The sequence below is a fragment of the Brevundimonas sp. genome, from assembly GCF_024711105.1.
GTDB lineage: Bacteria > Pseudomonadota > Alphaproteobacteria > Caulobacterales > Caulobacteraceae > Brevundimonas.
In genome coordinates, this window is record NZ_JANJTL010000108.1 from 1 (window position 1) to 5339 (window position 5339).

The following is a 5339-nucleotide window of genomic DNA, read 5'->3' on the forward strand; positions in this document are numbered from 1 at the left end:
GGATGACGCCATCCTGATCAAGGACAACCACGTGGCGCTCTGCGGCGGCGTGGGAGAGGCGGTGCGGCGCGCCCGCGCCTCGGCCGGGCATCTGGTGAAGGTCGAGGTCGAGGTCGACGGGCTGCATCAGCTCGAGGCGGCCCTGGCGGAGGGGCCGGACGTCGTCATGCTCGACAACTTCAGCCTCGACGACATGCGCCGGGCCGTCGAGATCACGGCCGGCCGCGCCGTGCTGGAGGCGTCCGGCGGCGTGACCCTGCAGAGCGTGCGCGCCATCGCCGAGACGGGGGTGGATGTGATCTCCGTCGGCGGCCTGACCCACTCAGCTCCGGCGCTGGACGTCGGCCTGGACGCGCTCTAGCCGGCGGGGCTGGCCTCCAGGTCCCGGTCCGGTCGGGTCGGCCGGTCGAGGAGGGCGCGCAGGCGGCGCTGGAGCGGGGCGTCGACGAGCCTGTGGAAGGCCACGGCGAAGCCGAGCGTGAAGGCGAGTCCCAGCGACCATACCAGCCAGCTGTGCCCTTGACCGGTGAGGTCCGCGAGCCCGAACCACAGCGCTCCGGCAAGCGCCTGACTGATGAACAGGGCGAAGGACATGTCAGCTGCCGCCCGGGTCAGGCGCCCGGATCTGAGGCGCAGGCCGTCCGCGGCTAGGACGATCGCGGCGACGGCCAGGATGCTGACGAAGGACACCAGTTCGGTCCGCTCGGCGGCCTGCAGGGTCACCAGCGCGCCCAGCGCCGCCAGGCCAGAGGCGACGGCGAACGCCCGCGACCGGCGCCGACCGCTCATGAACCGCGCCATGAACAGGCCGAGCACGAACAGCGGCGCCGCTCGAGCCAGCCCCAGATGGAAGGGCAGGTCGTAGAGCGACAGTCCGAGCGCGCCCAGGCTGAAGGCGGCGCCCGCGATCAGGACCGACAGCCCCGCGACCAGGGCCGCGGGCCGGCCATTCAGCGGACGGCAGGCCAGCCAGATCGCGGGGAAGGCCGCATAGCAGACGATCAGGGCGGAAAGGGTCCAGCTCGGTTCGTTCCACCCGGCGTGCTGGGTCACGCCCCAGGCGTGGATAAGCGCCGCCTGGCTGAAAAAGTCCTCAAGGCCGAACCGGGCTGGATCGTGCGATACGCCGACGACCGAGGCGGCGATGACAAGGGCCGCCAGTCCGAAGAGGACGATCAGTTGGGCGGGCCAGACGCGCGCCAGGCGACGCGCGAAGAACCCGCTCCAGTTCATGCGTCCCTCATCCAGGGCTACGCCATAGGCGCGGCCCAGCACATAGCCGGACAAGATCAGAAAGAAGTCGGTGGCCAGCCAGCCGCGCCCGAACACCGAGGAGACCTCGGCCAGGGGCGTCGGAGCGTTCCAGCCGAAATGGTACAGGACGACAAAGGTGGCGGCCACGAACCGCAGAGCGTCGAGCGCGCCCGAACGGGTGGCTGGGATCGAGGTCGCAGTGAAGGTCGTGGCTGACATGGTCCGGGCTGCTGTCGCGCGTCCCGGGTCGGGACGCCTGACCCGTGTTCTGCAACCCGCGCGCCGCCAGGCTCGTTGTCAGGCGGAGAAAGGAGCGAACATGAGCAAGCTTCCGCCCATCCCCAAGGAACAGCGCAGCTTCGGCTCGGCGAACACGCCCGACGACGCCAAGGCGGACCGCCGCGACCTGAAGACCGGACTGCAGTCAGGCCAGCCCGGCGATGCGGACGTCAACCTGTCCCAGCAGGGCCGGCAGGCGAACACGATCCAGAATCTGACGCCGCAGCGCAGCGTCCAGGACCGCTAGGGCGATCAGGCCGCCGGCTGGGCCATGGTAACGATCTCGGCCGGCGCGGAGACGGTCGGAGCGTCGACGATCACCGGCGCGGTCGGCTCGCTGCTGAAGGCCGACGCCACGCGCTCGCCCGCGTCCTGGAGGACATCCGTCGGAACGAGGCTGGCCTGCAGCGTCTCGACCTCGCGCGGGACCGCGCGTTCGGGCGTGTAGGTATAGGTGCCGGAACCGCCGCGACGGCCGCCGAAGCGGTAGAAGATGTGCTGCCCCACCTGGGTCACGCGGACGAGCGTGCCGCTCCAGCGCGGATTGACCGCCGTGGTGTGAAAGTGGGTGGCGTTGCCGACGGGTGCGTAGACGTAGCCGTCGAGCGCGCGGGCCGCGACCCGGCGGGAGCGTTCCCATGCGGCGCCCTCGCGGCGACCACGCATGGAGCCGTCGCAGGCGAAGCTGAACTGGCAGCCGGTCCGGCGGCCGGCGCCCTGAAAGACCACGCCGCAGACGGTATTCGGGAAGGCCGAGCTCCGCACGCGATTGAGAATGACCTGGGCCACGGCCTGCATGCCGGACTGGCCTTCGCCGCGGGCTTCGTAATAGACGGCCTGGGTGAGGCAATCGAGGTCGCGGGAGCCTTCGAGCGCGCCGTTCAGGCGGAAGGCGGGCGCACCCTGCACGTCCAGGGCTCCGCGCAGGTCGACCGGGCCGGTGCTGGCCTGGATCAGCTGGGCCCCGCCACGACGGCCTTCCAGCATGGCGGTGAGCATGGCCGCCTGGCGATCGCGCTGGGCGGCGCCGGCGACGGTGTAGGGATCATGCCGGCGGGCGACGACGAGGGCGCTGTTATCCAGTCCGCCGACCGCAGCGGCGAGCGCTTCCTCGGTGAATCCGGAGTCATAGGCGCCGGCGATCCGGGTGGCCTGGCCGCGCACGGTCGCCGACTGGGCCACCGCGCCGCCGATATAAGCGAAGCCGATGGCCAGACCCACGACGCCGCCAAAGGTCGCGGCGGCGATGGACGCGCTCTGGCGCGTGATCCGGGTCTTCAGGGTGTCGAGCAGCCCACGGGGAATCCGTGGCGCGCGGAGGCGCTTCGGAAGTGTCACAGGCACCTAGTCCTCTGCGGCGAGGGCCTCCCGGCCCCCCGACAATGGCTTTCCCATCCAGGCTACGCAGGACGAACTCGGAAAGCAGAAACGCGCGTCAGGAACCTTCTCCTACCGCGCGTCGAGGCGCGCATTAGCCATCGGAATATGGCTCCAATGTGTTCGATTCGCAAGATTGTGCTGCGCCGCAACATGAACGGCCCGTAGATGACATGTTCCGAAGCAGCTGAGCTGGACTGAAAGACTTGCAGGCCAGTCGTCGCATCAATACTGGCGCGGGATGTAATCGCTCATCTCGCAGCGCAGCGAAATCAGGTTTGAGTCCGCTGAACGAAGCTGTGGATTACTGATCCGGCCTGAGCCAGGGTCGGCTGATTCTCTCATACCCGCAGCACGGATTGTCAGCCGACGGAGGTCGGTCCATCCTGAGGCGTTGCAGACGTTCTTGAGGGAAGATCGATGCGTTGCACCACCGCCATGGTCCTGGCCGCCGCCATCGCGGCCGTCGCGGCGCCGTCCGCCGCCAGCGACCTGACCTACAGGCACCGAGACGACGGGCCGAGCCTGCTGGAAGGCTCGAACGGCCGGCCCTACTGGCTCCTGCTGGCCGAGTGCGCCGGCTTCTACGGCGCCATGGCGAACGTGGCCGCGAGCGAAGCCGACGCCACCCAGAGCCTGGACGCGGGGGTCGACCTCTTCCGGCTGGCGGTCTCAAGGCTCCGGATTGACCGCCAGATTGACCAGAACGCCGCCGTGCACCTCATGGAACCTCACATCGAGCGGGCGCGCCGGCTGGCGGAGGCCAATATGGCGGCCGATCCGGCCGGAGGCGAGCCCGGCCGGCTGACGCCTCGCGTGGTCATGCGGTCGACCTGCAACTCCCTGCGCCTGGCCTACGACGACGCCGTCCGCTCATAGGCCGGTCCGGAACCGCCAAGCCTCCGGTCCGTTTCCGACCCGGGCTCAACGGAGGTTTTGATGCGCAAGGAAGCTGGAGTGATCGCGGCCATGATGGCGGTCGCGGCCGTCGTCGCGGCGTGCGGCACGACCATCGAACAGAAGGCGGCCACCGGCGCCATCGCAGGCGCGGTCGTGGCTGGCCCGGTGGGGGCTGCAGTCGGTGGCGCGGCGGGCGCGGCGGCCGGTCACGCCACGGACGACGACCGCAGCTAAGGCAGACACTGAGGTCCCCGACGAGGGCCGCCCGCAACCCGCGTGCGGCCCTTTTCGAGGGCTGACCCCTACTCCGCCGCCAGATTGCTGCCGGCCGGGGCCGACCAGCGCAGCTTGGGCGAGCGGGCGGCGCGGGTTTCGTCGAGACGGCGCAGCGGGGCATGGAAGGGCGCGCCCTTGAAACGTTCGACGTCGCCGGCCTTGGCGGCCTGGGCGAGGGCCCGCATGGCTTCGATGAAGCGGTCGAGCTCGGCCTTGGACTCCGTCTCGGTCGGCTCGATCAGCATGGCGCCGTGGACGACCAGCGGGAAATACATGGTCATCGGGTGGAAGCCCTCGTCGATCATCGCCTTGGCGAAGTCGAGCGTGGTGACCTCGGTGCCCTTCAGCCATTCGTCGTCGAACAGGGCCTCGTGCATGCAGGGGCCGTCGGGGAAGGCCGCCGACATCAGGTCCGACAGGCGGGCCTTGATGTAATTGGCGTTCAAGACCGCGTCCTCGGCGACCTGACGCAGGCCGTCGGAGCCGTGGCTCATCATGTAGCTGAGGGCGCGGACGTACATGCCCATCTGGCCCTGGAAGGCGCACAGGCGCCCGAAGGCCTGCTCGGCCTCACCTTCGGCGAACTCGACCAGCTTGAAGCCGTCGCCGTCCGAGACGACCCAGGGGGCCGGGGCGAAGGGCGCCAGCGCCTCGGACAGCACGACCGGACCGGCGCCGGGACCGCCGCCACCGTGCGGCGTCGAGAAGGTCTTGTGCAGGTTGATGTGCATGGCGTCGACGCCGAGGTCGCCCGGGCGGACCCGGCCGACGATGGCGTTGAAGTTGGCGCCGTCGCAGTAGAAGTACGCGCCCGCCTCGTGGGTGAGGCGGCTGATCTCCAGTATGTCGCGCTCGAACAGGCCGCAGGTGTTCGGGTTGGTGACCATGATGGCCGCCACGTCCGGACCGAGCTTGGAGGCCAGGTCGGCCACGTCGACCCGTCCGTCGTCGGTCTGGGCGACCTCGACCACCGAATAGCCGACGAAGGCGGCGGTGGCGGGGTTCGTGCCGTGGGCCGAGGTGGGGACCAGCACCTTGCGGCGCTGCTCGTGCTCGCCCTTGGCCTCGTGGGCGGCGCGGATGGCCATGAGGCCGCACAGTTCGCCGTGGGCGCCCGCCTTGGGCGAAAGCGCCACCGCCGGCATGCCGGTCAGGGTGGTCAACCAGTGGGCCAGCTGGTCCATCAGCTCCAGCGCGCCCTGCACCGTCGACTGCGGCTGCAGCGGGTGGATGTCCGAGAAGCCGGGCAGGCG

Annotated in this window: 6 protein-coding genes and 1 pseudogene; 4 read left to right on the top strand and 3 right to left on the bottom strand. The window is 70.1% G+C overall.

Annotation, left to right across the window (positions count from 1 at the left end; genetic code table 11):
* A pseudogene (locus tag Q0M60_RS08230) lies at nt 1-361 on the top strand (nicotinate-nucleotide diphosphorylase (carboxylating)); the annotation flags it as partial.
* Here Q0M60_RS08230 and Q0M60_RS08235 read toward each other — a convergent pair.
* Nucleotides 358-1473: an acyltransferase gene (locus tag Q0M60_RS08235; protein WP_296818150.1), complete on the bottom strand. Its 1116-nt coding sequence runs from the start codon at nt 1471-1473 to the stop codon at nt 358-360. The pseudogene Q0M60_RS08230 and the gene Q0M60_RS08235 overlap by 4 nt on opposite strands.
* Nucleotides 1474-1573: 100 nt before the next feature.
* On the opposite strand from Q0M60_RS08235, the gene Q0M60_RS08240 reads away from it, so the two are divergent.
* Nucleotides 1574-1780 carry a hypothetical protein gene (locus Q0M60_RS08240; RefSeq protein WP_296818152.1) on the top strand — a complete coding sequence of 69 codons (207 nt, stop codon included), beginning with the start codon at nt 1574-1576 and terminating at the stop codon, nt 1778-1780.
* A 5-nt stretch (nt 1781-1785) separates the two neighbouring features.
* Here the strand turns inward: Q0M60_RS08240 and Q0M60_RS08245 are convergent, their stop codons facing one another.
* Complete coding sequence (locus Q0M60_RS08245; RefSeq protein WP_296818154.1) at nt 1786-2877, bottom strand: cell wall hydrolase; 1092 nt, start codon at nt 2875-2877, stop codon at nt 1786-1788.
* A 453-nt stretch (nt 2878-3330) separates the two neighbouring features.
* Between Q0M60_RS08245 and Q0M60_RS08250 the strand changes: the two genes are divergently transcribed.
* Nucleotides 3331-3789 carry a hypothetical protein gene (locus Q0M60_RS08250; protein ID WP_296818155.1) on the top strand — a complete coding sequence of 153 codons (459 nt, stop codon included), beginning with the start codon at nt 3331-3333 and terminating at the stop codon, nt 3787-3789.
* A 60-nt stretch (nt 3790-3849) separates the two neighbouring features.
* A complete protein-coding gene (locus Q0M60_RS08255) occupies nt 3850-4044 on the top strand; it encodes a hypothetical protein (RefSeq protein ID WP_296818157.1) in 195 nt (64 codons plus the stop codon).
* Between the two features lie 68 nt (nt 4045-4112).
* Here the strand turns inward: Q0M60_RS08255 and gcvPB are convergent.
* Nucleotides 4113-5339, bottom strand: a 1227-nt coding sequence (gcvPB, locus tag Q0M60_RS08260) for an aminomethyl-transferring glycine dehydrogenase subunit GcvPB (RefSeq protein ID WP_296818159.1), incomplete at its 5' end; no start/stop codon positions are given.